Source organism: Mycobacterium sp. NTMscope_MAC_12, assembly GCF_976985675.1.
In genome coordinates, this window is sequence record NZ_CDRJYY010000001.1 from 3647548 (window position 1) to 3662020 (window position 14473).

The following is a 14473-nucleotide window of genomic DNA, read 5'->3' on the forward strand; positions in this document are numbered from 1 at the left end:
CAACCAACCGCTCGGCCGGGACCCGCTAGAGCGTCGCCGGGCGGATCACCACCACCGACTTGGTCCGCGCACCCTCGTCGCGCAGCAGCGCCATCACCCGGCCGTCGGGGTCACACGCGGCGTAGACGCCGTCGATGCCGGCCGGCGGCAGGGACCGGCCGTTGGCGGCGGCGTCGGCCTCATCGGCGCAAAGGTCGCGGCGCGGGAAGATCAGCAGGCAGGCCTCGTCCAGGCTGTAGCTCAGCCGCGGGCGTTCCGCCAGCTCGTCGAGCGCATGCGCCTGGTCCAGCCCGAAGCGCCCGACGCGGGTGCGCCGCAACGCCGTCAGGTGGCCGCCCACCCCCAGCGCGGCGCCCAGATCGCGGGCCAGCGCTCGAATGTAGGTTCCCGACGAGCAGTCGACCTCGACGTCAACGTCGGTGACGTCCAGGCCCTGCGGTCCGGGGCGGACGCCGCGCACCTCGAACCGGTCGATGCGCACCGGGCGGGCCTCGAGCTCGACGGCCTGGCCCTCGCGGGCCAACCGGTAGGCGCGCTTGCCGCCCACCTTGATCGCGCTGACGGTCGACGGCACCTGCGCGATGTCACCGCGCAGGCCACCGACGGCGGCCTCGATCGCCTCGCTGGCCAGGTCCCCCGCCGCGACGCTGTGCAGTAATTCGCCCTCGGCGTCGTCGGTCGACGTGCTCTGGCCCAGGCGGATGGTGGCCGCGTACGACTTCGACGAAGCCGTCAGCAGGCCGAGGATCTTGGTGGCCCGCTCGACGCCGATCACCAGCACGCCGGTGGCCATCGGGTCCAAGGTCCCCGCATGCCCCACCCGGCGGGTGGAAAAGATCCGGCGGCAGCGGCCCACCACGTCGTGGCTGGTCATTCCGGCCGGCTTGTCGACGACGACGATGCCCGCACCGCTCATAACACGATGGCGGTCAACACCAGCCCGCGCTCGACCGACCAACGGCCCGCCAGCTCCGTCAACGGTGGACCGGACAGCGCCGTCGGATCGATCAGGATCCGCGACACGAACCCGCCCGTCGCCGCGCCCGGCCCGTCGGACTCGAACGTGATGTGGGCGTCCTCGAAGCCCAGCCACCTCTTGGTCAGCGGGAACCACGCCTTGTACGTTGCCTCCTTGGCGCAGAACAGGATTCGGTCCCAATGCAGTTCGCCCGACAGGTTGGCGGGGATCTCGGTGCGTTCGGCCGGCAGGCTGATCGCGTTGAGCACGCCGTCGGGCAGCACGTCGTGCGGCTCGGCGTCGATGCCCACCGAGCGCAGCGCGCCGGTGCGGCCCACCACCGCGCCGCGGTAGCCGGCGCAATGGGTGAGGCTGCCGACCACGCCGTCGGGCCAGCAGGGTTCTCCCTTCTCACCCTTGAGGATCGGCACCGGCGGCAGGCCGAGCTCGCCCAGCGCGATCCGGGCGCAGTGCCGGACGGTGATGAACTCGTTGCGCCGCTTGGCCACCGATTTCGCGATCAACGGCTCCTCTTCGGGCAGCGGGACGAGATCGGGCGGATCGGAATACGTCTCCGAGTAGGCCAGGCCATCCGTGGCCGGCAAGACGGAGGACACCAGCGTGTGCTCCCCCGTCATCGTGATTGCCGCTGCCGCAACCGTTCCCGGAACTGCGTGGCCTGCTGCCGCATCTCGGGGGTGATCTCGAAGTGGCCGCCGAAGTCGTTGAGGTCGCCCGGCGAGTACTGGGGATCCGGCAGCACCTGGCGCAGCCAGCTCGGCGGCTTGCGGCGCCGCCATTCCCGCGGATAGCCCACGGAAACCTCCTCGAAGCGCACGTCGTCGTACCAGGTGGTGCGCGGGATGTGCAGGTGACCGTAGACCGAACAGACCGCGTTGTAGCGGGTGTGCCAGTCGGCGGTCTTGGTGGTTCCGCACCACAGCGAGAACTCCGGGTAGAACAACGCGTCGCAGGGATCGCGGACCAACGGGAAATGGTTGACCAGGACGGTCGGTGTCATCCAGTCCAGCTGTTCGAGGCGGGCGCGGGTGATCTCCAGGCGCTCGCGGCACCAGGCCTCGCGGGTGGGGTACGGCTCCGAGGAGAGCAGGAACTCGTCGGTGGCCACAACGTTGCGGTCGCGCGCGATGGTCAGGCCCTCGGCTTTGCTCGTGGCCCCCTGCGGCAAGAAGCTGTAGTCGTAGAGCAGGAACATCGGCACGATCGTGGCCGGGCCGCCGCGCTCGGTCCAGACCGGGAACGGGTGCTCGGGCGTGATCACGCCCATCTCGTCGCACATGTTGACCAGGTAGTCGTAGCGCGCCTTGCCGAAGATCTGCACGGGGTCGCGGGTGGTGGTCCACAGCTCGTGGTTGCCCGGAACCCAGATCACCTTGGCGAACCGCCGTCGTAGCAGGTCGAGGGCCCAACGGATCTCGTCGGTGCGCTCGGCGACGTCGCCGGCGACGATCAGCCAGTCGTCGGGCGACGAGGGATGCAGCGATTCGGTGACCGGCTTGTTGCCGAGGTGACCGGTGTGCAGGTCGGACACCGCCCACAGCGTCGGTTGCCCACCGTTGGTCGAGTCCTGCCCCGATCTATGCCCAGCCACGAATAACCACCCTAACGACCCGAGCCGGGCGAGCCGCTTTCGCGCCCGGCGGCCGGGCGAACTAGAACAAGTTCACCTTTGCCTGTGACGTCACGCGCGCGACTTGTACACTCCCCCGAAAGGACCGCTGCGGCGTCAGGGGGGTGTCGTGTTCGCCAATGTTCGTCTGATGGGCGCGCTGGGTGCGCTGCTCACAGCGGCCATCGGGGGCACGGTGGGCCTGCTGACCGCCCCGCAGACTCCGGGCGGCGGCGATCGCCCCGTCGAACTGCGCTCGACCGCGCAACCGATGGAAACCACCATGAAGAGCCCCATCGTGGCGACCACCGACCCGCGCCCGTTCGACGCGTGCGAGGACATCCCGTTCGATGTGATCCAGCGGCTCGGGCTGGGATTCACACCGCCCGAACACGAGGACGGCCTGCGCTGCCACTTCGACGCGGGCAACTATCAGGTCGCCGTCGAGCCGATCATCTGGCGCACCTACGAGGCATCGCTGCCCGCTGACGCCGTCGAGACGACGATCGCGGGCCACCGCGCCGCCCAGTACTGGGTGCTCAAGCCGACCTATCACAACAGCTACTGGTTCTACTCCTGCATGGTCGCGTTCAAGACCAGCTACGGGGTGCTGCAGCAGGCGCTGTACTACTCCACCGTCTACTCCGACCCCGAGGTCGATTGCATGCAGACCAACCTGCAGCGCGCCAACGACCTCGCGCCGTACTACAAGTTCTAGGGTGAGCACCACCTCGATCCGACCCGCGCAGCCGGCCCTGCGCACCCTGAACCACCTCGGCGCCAAGGCCCTCGGCCGCCTGCTCGGTCTGCCCCCGGCGACCACCGACTACACCGTGGAACGCGTGCGCGTGCCGATGCGCGACGGGATCGAACTGGTGGCCGACCATTACACGCCCACCACCACCGCGGCCGTCGGCACCCTGCTGGTCCGCGGCCCCTACGGACGCGGGTTTCCGTTCACCCTGATATTCGGCGCGCTGTATGCCGCGCGCGGCTATCACGTGGTGCTGCAGAGCGTGCGCGGAACGTTCGGCTCGGGTGGGGTTTTCGAGCCGATGGCCAACGAGGTCGCCGACGGCGCCGACACCGTCGCGTGGCTGCGCGAGCAGCCGTGGTTCACCGGCCGCTTCGCCACCATCGGCATGTCGTACCTGGGATTCACCCAGTGGGCCCTGCTGCAAGATCCCCCGCCGGAACTGGCCACCGCCGTGATCGTGGTAGGCCCGCACGACTTCCACGAATCAACTTGGGGTACAGGCGCTTTCGCGGTCAATGACTTCCTGGGCTGGAGCGACATGGTGGCGCACCAGGAGGACCCGGTGCGCGCCCGCACCGCGCTGCGCCAGTTGCAGAGCCGCCGCAACGTGTCGCGGGCCGCGGCCGCGGCCCCACTGGGCGACGCCGCGCGTGCCCTGCTCGGCACGGGCGCCCCGTGGTTCGAATCCTGGGTCGAACACCGCGATCCCGGCGACCCGTTCTGGGATCCGTTGCGGTGCAACGAGGCGCTGGACCGCGTGCAGGTGCCCGTGCTGCTGGTCGGCGGCTGGCAAGACATCTTCATCAGGCAGACGCTGCGGCAGTACACGCATCTGCACGGCCGGGGAGCCGACGTCGCGCTCACCGTCGGCCCGTGGACGCACACCCAGCTGCTCACCAGCGGGCTGGCCACCGTCACGCAGGAGTCACTGGATTGGCTGGGCACCCACCTGGGCGACGCCCCCGCCGCGCGCCGGCCCAGCCCGGTCCGGGTCTACGTCACCGGCGTGGACCGGGGCCAAGCCTGGCGCAGCCTGTCCGAGTGGCCGCCCGCCACCACCGAGCGCGCGCTGTACCTGCGGCCCGGCGGCTACCTGGGCGAGACCGCGCCGGCGCTGAAAGGTCTGTCCCCGGCCACATTTCGCTACGACCCGGCCGATCCGACGCCCACCACCGGCGGCCCGCTGCTGTCCCCGAGCGGCGGTTACCGCGACGACAGCCGGCTCGCGTCGCGTGCCGATGTGCTGGCGTTCACCAGCGCAGCCCTCACCGAGGACCTGTACGCCTACGGGACCCCGGTCATCGAGCTCGCGCACGGCGCCGACAATCCGCACGTCGACCTGTTCGTGCGGGTGAGCGAGGTCGATCCCAAGGGCCGGTCGCGCAATGTCAGCGAAGCCTACCGGCGGTTGCGCACCGCGGCGAAGACGAAGTCGGAGAAGATCGTTCGCCTCGAGCTCGACGGCACGGCCCACCGCTTCCGCGCCGGCTCACGCATCCGGGTGCTGATCGCCGGCAGTTGGTCCCCGCGCTACGCGCACAACCTCGGCGGCGACGAACCGGTGCTGACCGCGCGGCACGCCACACCGGTCACTCACAGCGTGCGCTACGGACGCTCCCGGCTGGTGTTGCCCGTCGGCCCGGCCGAATTGTCAGCCAACGGCGTCGCGGACGCGGATGGCGACCGCGCCTAGCGCGCGATCGTCGTGCACCGGCGCCGCCAGCGGTGCGTGCACCGGCAGCTCCACCCAGCTCTTGCAGCCGGCGTAGTCCGGGGTGCGGGCGATGCGCACCGGCTGGGCCAACGGAATCACCGACACCACCAGCACGGCCATTTTGTGCTTGGGGCGAAAATCGAGCCGGTCGGCGCGCACCGACTCGGGCGTCCAGATGTGCAGGTCCTCGATGGAGGAAAGACCGTCCGGCCGGTTAACCGGCACCGCCGCAACCACTTTCGCGGCGGCGCGGATCACGAGCTCGTCGTCGGTGCTGTCGGCGGCGGCGGGGGCCAGGAGGTCTTGATGCTCGGCGCGCACCCGCTCGGCGTGGCTGTGCGCGACCGTCGGGAACAACAGGAATTCGCGGGCGGCCAGTTCGAATCGCTTCTCCCCGATGCCGCCCTTGCGCAGCAGCACCCGCTGGCGGCCGTCGAGCAGGGCGTGGACGGCGGCGCTCCACTCTTTGAGCGCGGGCATCGTGGTGGTCACCGTCATGTCGCGCCGGCCAGCCGGGCCACCACCTCGGGCCGGCGCAGCGGCGGAACCGTCTTGGGCGGCTGACGCCGCGGCGCCAGCCTCCCGAGCAGCCGCGTCGTCGTCTCGGTGACCTCGGCGACCGCCTCCTCGAACGCCTCGGCATTGACCGCCGAGGGGTGGGTGATGCCGCTGACCTTGCGCACGTACTGGCGGGCCGCCGCCGCGATTTCCTCGGCGGTGGCCGCCGGCTGTAGACCGCGCAGTTCGGTGATGTTCCGGCACATGACCCCAACGATAAGCGCCGCCCCGTGGTACCGCCTCTGGTCGCCACCGACGACTGGCTACGGTGGCACTCATGACCGACGAGATCCTGCTGATCGACACCGAGGAACGGGTGCGCACCCTGACCCTGAACCGACCGCAATCGCGCAACGCGCTGTCCTCGGCGTTGCGGGACCGCTTTTTCGGTGCGCTGGCCGACGCCGAAACCGACGACGACGTCGACGTCGTCATCGTCACCGGCGCCGACCCGGTGTTCTGCGCGGGACTGGATCTCAAGGAGCTGGGCGGTTCCTCGGCGCTTCCGGACATCTCGCCGCGGTGGCCGGCGATGAGCAAGCCGGTGATCGGCGCGATCAACGGCGCCGCGGTGACCGGCGGGCTGGAGCTGGCCCTGTACTGCGACATCCTGATCGCCTCGGAGAACGCCCGCTTCGCCGACACGCACGCCCGGGTGGGCCTGCTGCCCACCTGGGGGCTGAGCGTGCGGCTACCGCAAAAGGTGGGCGTCGGCCTGGCCCGGCGGATGAGCATGACCGGCGACTACCTGTCCGCCGCCGACGCGCTGCGCGCCGGCCTGGTGACCGAGGTGGTGCCCCACGAGCAACTGCTGGGTGCCGCCCGGCAGGTCGCGGCGTCGATCGTCGGGAACAACCAGGACGCGGTGCGGGCGCTGCTGGCGTCCTATCACCGCATCGACGACGCGCAGACCGGCGCCGGGCTCTGGCAGGAGGCGATGGCGGCCCGGCAATTCCGGACCAGCGGCGACGACATCGCCGCCAACCGCGAGGCCGTGCTGCAACGCGGCCGGGCCCAGGTCCGCTGACCGGGCGGTCCGTTCCGGCCGGTTGCGGCCACGCAATACGATCAGGTGATGCACGCGGTCGTCGGAATCAGCAGGGCGCTCGCCGGCCTGACGGTGGCGGCATCGGCGATCGTGGTCGGTGCGCCGCCCGCGGCCGCGCAGCCACCACCGAATTTCCCCAACCTCGACGGCTTCACCGCCGTCCCGGCCGACGGCTACCTCAGCACCGGGCCCGCGGGCACCTCGCCGCGGATCAGCTTTTCGACCCCGTTCGCGGTGGTCTGTGACTTCTACGGCGGGCCGGCGCCCGCGCCCCCACCCTCGCAGGGCATCAAGTGCAAGGGCGACATGTCCGGCATGGACGACGTCCCCATCCCCGGCGGCCGCCCGCGGCCGGGCGATTGCGTGGTGGGTTCGGTCGACTTCAAGGGCCCCGGCTACCAATTGAGCCGCATGTCCTACAGCGGATGCGACGGCAACCCACCCGCGCTGCCCACGGGCGCCAAACTGTTGGCCGCGGGCCAGAAGTTGACCTACCTCAACGTCACCTGTGCGGTGGGCGCCGACAACATGGTCGCCTGCCTGGACACCACCAGCGGCGACCACGGATTCGTCGTGCAGCGCTCGGGCAGCTGGGCGTTCTAGCGACCGGCGGTGGTCGCCCAGCGACCCGAGATCGCCCGGGCGCCAACGAAGATCAGGCGCAGCAGCACGAACGTGGTCAGTCCCGACCAGATGCCCGCGAGACCCCAGTCGAACGCCAGCGACAGCCAGATCAACGGCAAGAAGCCGACCAGCGCGCTGATCACGGTGGCGGTGCGCATGAACGCGGCATCCCCCGCACCCAGCAGCACGCCGTCCAGCGCGAAAACTATTCCGGCAAAGGGTAATTGAGCCACCAGGAACCACCACGGCACCCGGATCGCGGCCAGCACCGAATGGTCATCGGTGAACAGCGCGGGAAGCGCGGAAAACCCGACCGCGAACACCGCGGCCAGCAGCGCGGCGGCCGCCGTCGACCACAGCGTGACCCGCCACGCCACCGATTTGGCGTGCGCGGGGTCACCGGCGCCCAGCGCGGCGCCCACCAGCGCCTGCGCCGCTATTGCCAACGAATCCAGAACCAGCGCAAGGAATTCCCACAGCTGCAGCACCACTTGATGCGCGGCCAGCGCCGACGCGCCGAATCGGGCGGCGACCGCGCCGGCCGAGACGAAGCAGGCCTGGAAAGCCAGCGTCCGCACCACCAGGTCGCGACCCATCACGAGTTGGGCTCGCAGCACGGCGCGGTCCAGCCGCACCGGTGCCCGCTCGGCGAGCAGCGCGCGTACGAACAGCACCGCGGCCAGCCACTGGCCCGCCAGATTGGCGACGGCCGATCCGGCCAGCCCCAGGCGCGGCAACCCCAGCCAGCCGTAGACCAACAGCGGGCACAGCAGCGCCGAAAGCCCAAAGCCGGCAACGACATAACGCAGCGGGCGGACGGTGTCCTGCACGCCGCGCAGCCATCCGTTCCCGGCCAGCGACACCAGAATGGCCGGGGCGCCGAAGATCGCGATCCGCAGCCACGGCAGCGCCGCTCCGGCGATCGCCTCGCCCCCCACTTTGCCGCCGGCGATGGCCGATACCAGCGGTTGCGCCGCGGCCTGCACCACGATCACGACGAGCGCGCCCAGCCCCAGCGCCAACCATGTGGCCTGCACGCCCTCGGCCACCGCCGATGCCCGGTGCCCAGCGCCGAAGTGCCGGGCCGAGCGTGCCGTCGTGCCGTAGGACAAAAAGGTCAGGTCCGAACCCACCAGGCTGAGCAGCAGCCCGCCGATGGCCAGCCCGGCCAGGCTCAGGGCGCCGAGCCGCCCGACGACCGCCGTGTCGAACAGCAGATAGAGCGGTTCGGCCGCCAGCACGCCCAGCGCGGGCAGCGCCAGGCCGGCGATCTGCCGGCCCCCGGCCCCGGGTCGATCCCCGTCAATCACCCCAGCACGGTGCGCAGCGCCGCGACGGCGTCGTCGATCGAGCCGGTGGTCGAGTAGCCGGCCGCCAGCCGGTGCCCGCCGCCGCCGAACGCGGACGCGACAGTCGCCAGGTCCACGTCGGCCTTGGCCCGCATCGACACCGACCACTGCCCCGGCGCGATCTCCTTGAAGACCGCGGCCACCTCGGCCTGCTGCGTGGTCCGCACGATGTCGACGATGCTTTCGACTTCCTCCGGGCGCGAAGCGCTCCAATCCTGGTGGCAGACAACCGCGTACACCAGTCCCCGGCCGCCGGCCGCGCCCGGCAGCAACTGGGCCGACGCCAGCACGCGCGACAGCAGCGGCAGCCAGCCGAACGGATGGGTGTCCATCAGGGTCCGGCTGATCGCGGCGTTGTCCACGCCGGCGTCGACCAGCCGGGCGGCCAGGCGAAGGGCGCGCGCGCTGGCCCAGCGGAACGATCCGGTGTCGGTCGTCAGGCCGGCGTAAATGCAGTGCGCGACGTCGGGATCGATGGGTTTGTCCCACGCGTCGAGGATGTCGGCGATCATCATCGTGGTCGAATCCGCGGCCACGTCAACGAAATTGGCGGTGCCGAACACGTCGTTGGAGGCGTGGTGGTCGATCACCAACACCTCGGCGCCCGACACGGCCAGGTCGCCCAACGCGCCCAGCCGCTTGACGCTCGGAACGTCAACGGTGACAACCAGATCGACGTCGCGACGCATCTCGTCCGGGCTGACCAGCAGCTGGCGGCCCGGCAGCGACGCCAGCGATTCCGGCAGACCGGCCGGCTCGGCGAAGCTGACCTCGACCCGCTTGCCGCACTTGTCGAGCACCAAACCCAGCGCCAGCCCGGCGCCGATGGTGTCGGCGTCGGGATGCACGTGGGCGATCACCGCGACGGTGTCGGCGTCCGACAGGAGTTCGACGGCGGCCGGCGCGTCGACGCGTGCTCCCACGCCGGCCAGTTCAGTATTCGCGTTGGTCGCCGTCACCGATGCTCCCGTCGAGGCCGGGCTCGACGCCCGATCCGCTATCCCGGTATGGATCGGCCTCCCCAGCCGGCTTGGCGCCCGAACGAACCCGCGCCAGATCAGCGTCCGCGGCGCGGGCCCGCGCCAGCAACTCGTCCATCCGCTGCACGTTGTCCGACGTGGTGTCGCGGGTGAACGTGAGGGTGGGTGTGAAGCGCACGCCGGTGCCCGCCCCGACCATCGTGCGCAGCGCGCCCTTGGCCCGCTCCAGCGCGGCCGCGGCGGCGGCGTAGTCCGGCTCGTCGTCCAGCGTGCGTCCCATCACCGTGTAGAACACCGTCGCGTCATGCAGGTCGGCGGTCACCTTCGCGTCCACGATGGTGACCCCGTCGAGCCCGGGGTCCTTGATCTCGAACTCGATCGCCGAGGCGACGATCGTGTTGATCCGCTTGGCCAGGCGGCGGGCCCGGGCCGGGTCAGCCATGCCGGGTCACGACCGTTCCTTTTCCACCAGCTCGTAGGACTCGATGATGTCGCCTTCCTTGATGTCGGAATAGCCCAGCGTCATACCGCATTCAAAGCCCTCGCGGACCTCGGTCACATCATCCTTTTCGCGCCGCAGCGAGTTGATCGTGAGGTTCTCGGTGACCACCACGTTGTCGCGCAGCAACCGGGCCTTGGCGTTGCGGCGCACGATGCCGCTGCTGATCATGCAGCCCGCGATGATGCCGACCTTGGAGGACCGGAAGATCGCCCGGATCTCCGCGCGACCCAGCGTGTTCTCCTCGTAGATCGGCTTGAGCATGCCGCGCAGGGCCTTCTCGATCTCGTCGATCGCCTGGTAGATCACCGAGTAGTAGCGGATCTCCACGCCCTCGCGGTTGGCCAGCTCGGTGGCCTTGCCCTCGGCCCGCACGTTGAAGCCGATGATCACCGCGTCCGAGGCCGACGCCAGGTTGACGTTGGTCTCGGTGATGCCACCGACACCGCGGTCGATGACGCGCAGCGCCACCTCGTCGTCGATCTGGATGCCCATCAGGGCCTCTTCGAGCGCCTCGACCGTACCGGCGTTGTCGCCCTTGAGGATCAGGTTCAGCTGGCTGGTTTCCTTCAGCGCCGAGTCCAGGTCCTCCAGGCTGATCCGCTTGCGCGAGCGCGCCGCCAGCGCGTTGCGCTTGCGGGCGCTGCGCTTGTCGGCGATCTGGCGGGCGATGCGGTCCTCGTCGACGACCAGCAGGTTGTCACCGGCGCCGGGCACCGACGTGAAGCCGATGACCTGCACGGGCCGCGACGGCAGCGCCTCTTCGACGTCGTCGCCGTGCTCGTCGACCATGCGCCGCACCCGACCGTAGGCGTCGCCGGCGACCACCGAGTCGCCCACGCGCAGCGTGCCGCGCTGCACCAGAACGGTCGCGACCGGCCCGCGGCCGCGGTCCAGGTGCGCCTCGATCGCCACACCCTGGGCCTCCATGTCGGGGTTGGCCCGCAGGTCCAGGGCGGCGTCCGCGGTCAGCAGAACCGCCTCGAGCAGCGCATCGATGTTGGTGCCCTGCTTGGCGGAGATGTCGACGAACATCGTCTCGCCACCGAAATCCTCTGCCACCAAACCGTATTCGGTGAGCTGGCCGCGAATCTTGGCCGGGTCAGCGCCCTCCACGTCGATCTTGTTGACCGCCACCACAATGGGCACGTCGGCCGCCTGCGCGTGGTTGATGGCCTCCACCGTCTGCGGCATGACGCCGTCGTCGGCGGCGACCACCAGGATCGCGATGTCGGTGGCCTTGGCACCGCGCGCACGCATGGCGGTGAACGCCTCGTGACCCGGGGTGTCGATGAAGGTGATCGGCCGCTCGGCGCCGTCGTGCTCGACGGACACCTGGTAGGCACCGATGTGCTGGGTGATGCCACCCGCCTCGGCCTCACGCACGTTGGCCTTGCGGATGGTGTCCAACAGCCGGGTTTTACCGTGGTCGACGTGACCCATCACGGTCACCACCGGCGGGCGGGTCTGCAGGTCTTCCTCGCCGCCCTCGTCCTCGCCGTAGGTCAGGTCGAAGGACTCGAGCAGTTCGCGGTCCTCGTCCTCCGGGCTGACGACCTGGACGACGTAGTTCATCTCGCTGCCCAGCAACTCGAGCGTCTCGTCGCCCACCGATTGGGTGGCCGTCACCATCTCGCCGAGGTTGAACAGCGCCTGCACCAGTGAGGCCGGGTTGGCGTTGATCTTGTCGGCGAAGTCGGAGAGCGATGCGCCGCGCGCCAGCCGGATCGTCTCGCCGTTGCCGTGCGGCAACCGCACGCCGCCGACGACCGGCGCCTGCATGTTCTCGTACTCGGCGCGCTTCGCCCGCTTCGACTTGCGGCCACGCCGGGGCGCGCCACCGGGACGGCCGAACGCGCCGGCCGCACCGCCGCGCTGTCCGGGGCGGCCACCGCCACCACCGGGGCGACCGCGGAAACCGCCGCCACCGCCGGGCGGGGCGCCGACTCCACCGCCGCCACCGCCGCGGTAGTTGCCGCCGCCGCCGTCACGACCGCCGGGTCCGCCGGGCCGGCCACCGCCGGGCCGCGGGGCGCCGGGCCGCGCCGGGCGGCCCTGACCAGCGGCGCCGCCGGGCCGGGGTGGCATGTTGCCCGGGGAAGCGCCGGGCCGCGGGGCGCCCGGACGGGGCGCTCCGGGACGGGGCGCCGCCGGGCGTGGAATGGGCCGGTCGACGGGTTGCGCCGACGAGAACGGGTTGTTGCCGACGCGCGGGGCGCGGGGCTTGGGGATGGGGCCGGGGCGCGGGCCCGGCGTCATGCCGGGTTGCGGCGCCTGGCCGGGCGCGGGCGGTTTGGGCTGCCCGGGCGCCGGCGCCGACGGGCGCGCGGGGGCCGGCCCCGGTCGTGCCGGGGCGTCGGTCGGGGCGGCGCCGGAGGCCTGGGCGGCGGCGGCGGACGGCGCCGCGCCACCGGGCTGGGCGGGCGTCGCTGTCGCCTCGCCGTTGCCGCCGGCCTTGTTGATCGCGTTGTCGAGGGCCGTGTCGAGCGACTTGTCGGGAGCCTTGGCGGCGGGCTTGGCCTCGCCTTTTGCGGCCTTCGCGGGGGCCTTCTCGGCCGCGGCCTTGCCGCCGCCGAAGGACTCGCGCAGCCGGCGAGCGACCGGCGCTTCTACCGTCGACGATGCGGATTTGACGAATTCGCCCTGATCATTCAGCCGGGCGAGGACTTCCTTGCTGGTAACACCGAGTTCCTTAGCCAACTCGTGTACGCGGGCCTTACCTGCCACTACATCTCCTGTCTATGAGGCGACAGTCGTGGGGCCGCGCCTCGGGAATTAGCTGTAACGCATGGGGATGCGAGTCATCGGGACTTCACGGTGTGCTCATGTTCTTTGCTACCTGTTCTGTTGCCGGGCGATCGGGCGCACTGACAAACTCTATGTGCTCGACCACCGCGGAGGTGTCCGGTGAACCGGTGATGCGCAGCGCTCTGGTGAAAGCCCGCCGCCGGATCGCCTGTTGCGCGCACTGCGACACGGGATGCAGCCATGCACCCCGCCCCGGCAGGCCACTGCCTGTGTCAACGATCACGGCGAATTCGCCGTTCCCGGTCGGCACAGCCACCACGCGAAGCAGTTCGACGGCCAACTCTCGCTTTCGGCACCCGATGCACGTCCGCACGGGTCCACCCGCGTGTCGGTGCGCCCTATTGGCCTCGGGAGCCGAAAGTTCGTGCTGGATCACGGCTCAGTCTAGCGTCACCGGATCGACGCGCAGAACCGCCCGAGGATGTGCGGCCGTGCCCGGCGTGCCGCTAGCGGTCGTGGGCCATTCCGTGGCTGGCGCCGCGTTCGGGCTCGCTCTCCGGATGCCCGCCGGCGCCGGCCGGCGAGTCCCCGCGAATGTCGATGCGCCAGCCGGTGAGCCGGGCGGCCAGCCGCGCGTTCTGGCCCTCCTTGCTGATGGCCAGTGACAACTGGAAGTCGGGGACGACGACCCGGGCGGCGCGGGCGGACTGGTCGATGATCGACACCGAGACCACCTTGGCCGGCGACAACGCGTTGGCGACGAAGCGGGCCGGGTCCTCGTCGTAGTCGATGATGTCGATCTTCTCGCCGGAGAGCTCGCTCATCACGTTGCGGACCCGCTGGCCCATCGGGCCGATGCAGGCGCCCTTGGCGTTCAGGCCGGGAACGTTCGACTTCACGGCGATCTTGGAGCGGTGGCCGGCCTCCCGCGCCACGGCGACGATTTCGACCGACTCGTCGGCGATCTCGGGCACCTCCAGGGAGAACAGCCTGCGAACCAGGTTGGGGTGGGTGCGCGACAGCGTGATCAGCGGCTCTCGGGCCCCGCGGGTCACCCCGATCACGTAGCACCGCACCCGGTTGCCGTGTTCGTAGCTTTCCCCGGGAACCTGTTCGGCCGCCGGGATCACGCCCTCGGACGCCTTGGTCTCGGTGCCCATCCGCACCACCACGAGGCCGCGCGCGTTGGCCCGGCTGTCACGCTGGATCACGCCCGCGACGATCTCGCCCTCCCGGGTGGAGAACTCGCCGTAGGTGCGCTCGTTTTCGGCATCGCGGAATCGCTGCAGCATCACCTGGCGCGCGGTGGTGGCGGCGATGCGCCCGAAGCCCTCGGGGGTGTCGTCCCATTCGCTGATGACGTTGTCGTCTTCGTCGGTCTCCCGGGCGATCACCCGGACGACGCCGGTCTTGCGGTCGATCTCGATCCGCGCGTCGTTCTGATGGCCCTCGGTGTGCCGATAGGCGGTCAGCAGCGCGGACTTGATGGTCTCGAGCAGCTCGTTGACCGAGATGCCCCGATCCACCTCGATCGCGTGCAGTGCGGCCATGTCGATGTTCATCTGCGCCGCTCCTCCTCATCGCTACGCTCTGCATCGTCGCCGGCGC

Annotated in this window: 15 protein-coding genes; 4 read left to right on the forward strand and 11 right to left on the reverse strand. The window is 70.6% G+C overall.

All coding sequences use genetic code 11. The features are described from left to right. Positions 1–25: 25 nt before the first annotated feature. From truB to AC0KS4_RS16670, 3 genes are read right to left on the reverse strand one after another with little or no spacing between them, the layout of a single operon-like run. Complete coding sequence (gene truB / locus AC0KS4_RS16660; RefSeq protein WP_238956431.1) at positions 26–916, reverse strand: tRNA pseudouridine(55) synthase TruB; 891 nt, start codon at positions 914–916, stop codon at positions 26–28. Continuing rightward, on the reverse strand, positions 913–1596 hold the full coding sequence (pptT, locus tag AC0KS4_RS16665) for a 4'-phosphopantetheinyl transferase PptT (protein ID WP_238956432.1): 684 nt from the start codon (positions 1594–1596) through the stop codon (positions 913–915). Before pptT ends, truB begins: the two co-directional genes overlap by 4 nt. Next, positions 1593–2570, reverse strand: a complete 978-nt coding sequence (locus AC0KS4_RS16670; RefSeq protein ID WP_238956433.1) for a metallophosphoesterase family protein — start codon at positions 2568–2570, stop codon at positions 1593–1595. Before AC0KS4_RS16670 ends, pptT begins: the two co-directional genes overlap by 4 nt. A 148-nt stretch (positions 2571–2718) precedes the next feature. Here AC0KS4_RS16670 and AC0KS4_RS16675 point away from each other — a divergent pair, with 148 nt between their 5' ends. Then, on the forward strand, positions 2719–3306 hold the full coding sequence (locus tag AC0KS4_RS16675) for a DUF3558 domain-containing protein (RefSeq protein ID WP_225327612.1): 588 nt from the start codon (positions 2719–2721) through the stop codon (positions 3304–3306). A gap of 1 nt (position 3307) precedes the next feature. Then, positions 3308–5038 carry a CocE/NonD family hydrolase gene (locus AC0KS4_RS16680; protein ID WP_238956434.1) on the forward strand — a complete coding sequence of 577 codons (1731 nt, stop codon included), beginning with the start codon at positions 3308–3310 and terminating at the stop codon, positions 5036–5038. On the opposite strand, the gene AC0KS4_RS16685 is transcribed toward AC0KS4_RS16680, so the two are convergent. Next, a complete protein-coding gene (locus tag AC0KS4_RS16685) occupies positions 4997–5557 on the reverse strand; it encodes a DUF1802 family protein (protein WP_238956435.1) in 561 nt (186 codons plus the stop codon). The two genes, AC0KS4_RS16680 and AC0KS4_RS16685, sit on opposite strands and share 42 nt — an antisense overlap. Then, positions 5554–5823 carry a DUF2277 family protein gene (locus AC0KS4_RS16690; protein ID WP_225327609.1) on the reverse strand — a complete coding sequence of 90 codons (270 nt, stop codon included), beginning with the start codon at positions 5821–5823 and terminating at the stop codon, positions 5554–5556. Before AC0KS4_RS16690 ends, AC0KS4_RS16685 begins: the two co-directional genes overlap by 4 nt. A 71-nt stretch (positions 5824–5894) precedes the next feature. On the opposite strand from AC0KS4_RS16690, the gene AC0KS4_RS16695 reads away from it, so the two are divergent. Beyond that, a complete protein-coding gene (locus tag AC0KS4_RS16695) occupies positions 5895–6644 on the forward strand; it encodes an enoyl-CoA hydratase (RefSeq protein WP_225327608.1) in 750 nt (249 codons plus the stop codon). A 48-nt stretch (positions 6645–6692) separates the two neighbouring features. After that, entirely contained in the window at positions 6693–7268 is a 576-nt protein-coding gene (locus tag AC0KS4_RS16700) for a hypothetical protein (protein WP_238956436.1), read from the forward strand. On the opposite strand, the gene AC0KS4_RS16705 is transcribed toward AC0KS4_RS16700, so the two are convergent. The 6 genes from AC0KS4_RS16705 to nusA form a co-directional block, all read right to left on the reverse strand. Next, complete coding sequence (locus AC0KS4_RS16705; protein WP_238957340.1) at positions 7265–8596, reverse strand: MATE family efflux transporter; 1332 nt, start codon at positions 8594–8596, stop codon at positions 7265–7267. The genes AC0KS4_RS16700 and AC0KS4_RS16705 overlap by 4 nt on opposite strands. Beyond that, positions 8596–9597, reverse strand: a complete 1002-nt coding sequence (locus AC0KS4_RS16710; RefSeq protein ID WP_238956437.1) for a DHH family phosphoesterase — start codon at positions 9595–9597, stop codon at positions 8596–8598. Before AC0KS4_RS16710 ends, AC0KS4_RS16705 begins: the two co-directional genes overlap by 1 nt. Then, entirely contained in the window at positions 9572–10060 is a 489-nt protein-coding gene (gene rbfA, locus AC0KS4_RS16715) for a 30S ribosome-binding factor RbfA (protein ID WP_225327605.1), read from the reverse strand. The genes AC0KS4_RS16710 and rbfA overlap by 26 nt, the downstream gene beginning before the upstream one ends. Positions 10061–10066: 6 nt before the next feature. Continuing rightward, entirely contained in the window at positions 10067–12844 is a 2778-nt protein-coding gene (gene infB, locus AC0KS4_RS16720) for a translation initiation factor IF-2 (protein ID WP_238956438.1), read from the reverse strand. An 85-nt stretch (positions 12845–12929) separates the two neighbouring features. Then, complete coding sequence (locus AC0KS4_RS16725; protein ID WP_255641943.1) at positions 12930–13205, reverse strand: YlxR family protein; 276 nt, start codon at positions 13203–13205, stop codon at positions 12930–12932. Between the two features lie 166 nt (positions 13206–13371). Continuing rightward, complete coding sequence (gene nusA, locus AC0KS4_RS16730; RefSeq protein ID WP_472408520.1) at positions 13372–14427, reverse strand: transcription termination factor NusA; 1056 nt, start codon at positions 14425–14427, stop codon at positions 13372–13374. Positions 14428–14473: the final 46 nt, after the last annotated feature.